Here is a 1595-nt window from a genome sequence, read left to right as displayed (position 1 = left end):
TTAGGCGTGCAGTTGCCTGTTCCGGCAACACCGCCGATTATTCAGGTGCCCGTCTCTGAGTGCATGGGCGCTCATATCACACCAAGCTGGCTACCGGAGCTGACAAAATACCCGATGAGCTTGTTTGCTTATTCGCCTCTGATTAATGGCGAACAAACATTTGCAGCTGTGGCAGAAGCCATCCGGAAAGCCCGAAAATCGATTGATATTATTACATGGGGATTTCAGCCCTCGATGTATTTTGAACGAAATTCCAATGCTAATGAAGGGCAATACCCCAATATTGGTGAGCTGTTAGAACAAAAAGCCAATGAAGGTGTGCAGGTACGCGTTTTAGTCTGGTTTGACCATATAGGTAAATTTGCTGAAAAAAGCTTTCCCGGATGGGGAAAACCTGTCATCGGTTCAACCCAACTGACCGATTATGCTGTGTTTGGGGCAAAACTGGACTACCAGACCGATAAACAATACCAATTTGATATTAACTGGACCCGCAGAACTCAGTTTGGCTTTATCAAAAATTTAGCTGTACGGGTACGGGATATCCCGTTGAACAGACCGGGCGTACGACTCAAAGAAGTGACGGAAAAAACGAATCACGAATTCTCACCACAGGAAATTGAATTCAGTCTCCGCTGGGCAGCGCTCGCGGGGGGCTCAACACATCACCAAAAAGTAGTGTTGATCGACTATGAAGAGCCGGAAAAGGCAATCGGCTTTGTGATGGGACACAATATGCATTCAGAATATTGGGATCAGGATGCGCACTCTGAATTACGCCATGAAGAAACGTCCCGCCGTGGCAGGGATGGTCCGACTGCATGGCAGGACACATCAAATTGTGTCTATGGTGAAGTGTTATGGGATTTAAACCATAACTTTGTTACTGCATGGGAAAAAGACAATGCGCTCTTTGCAAGCCGGGCGGAGGATGCAAAGCAGCTTGCCCTGCGAAAAAGCCGCTCGCGCTGTGACTACACCCCGACTCCGGAACATATCAGAACCCTCAATTCCCGCTATACCTTTTTATCCGGCAACGAATTAGTGCCAACGGGCGGAAAAATTTGCCGGACCCAGCCCGGGCATAACGAATACGACATTTTAAAAGCGTATGACCATGGTGTTAAACATGCGCGCAGGTATATTTACTTTGAAAACCAGTACTTTCGTTTATCTTCTGTCGCAAAAAACTTGCGTGATATGGTTGAAGAGCGAAACGCCCGTTTTCTGCAGGCCGCTGAAACTGACAGTGCGTTACAGGGCATTAAACCACCGCCGTTTTATCTTTTTGTTGTAACTAATTCCACTGAAAAGCCGCTTGTGGGTACTTCTAATGAAGTGGGCGGCTATCAAACCTATAAGATGTTAGAACAATTAGGGCGCCGGGATTTAATGAAAGAACACGTTTACGATCGGGAGTACAAACCTAAATCCGGTTACTGGGGCGTTTATATTCCGGATGAGAACATTAAAAGCCCTGATGATATTCAGCCGGAAAAAATAGAGGGGTTAGAGACGATGATTTGTACGCTTGTTTCCCCGGATTCTAAACAATGGCAGCAAGTATACGTGCACAGCAAATTAACCCTGGTGGA

1 protein-coding gene is annotated in these 1595 nt (G+C 46.5%); it reads left to right on the top strand.

Annotated features, from left to right (window positions below; all coding sequences use genetic code 11):
• Positions 1-1595 (top strand): phospholipase D-like domain-containing protein (locus ACMHKJ_RS19160; RefSeq protein WP_413496418.1); only part of this gene is annotated, 1595 nt, incomplete at both ends.

The organism is Morganella psychrotolerans, from assembly GCF_965118875.1.
Classification (GTDB): Bacteria; Pseudomonadota; Gammaproteobacteria; order Enterobacterales; family Enterobacteriaceae; genus Morganella; species Morganella psychrotolerans_C.
This window is presented reverse-complemented; position numbering and strand designations above follow the sequence as displayed.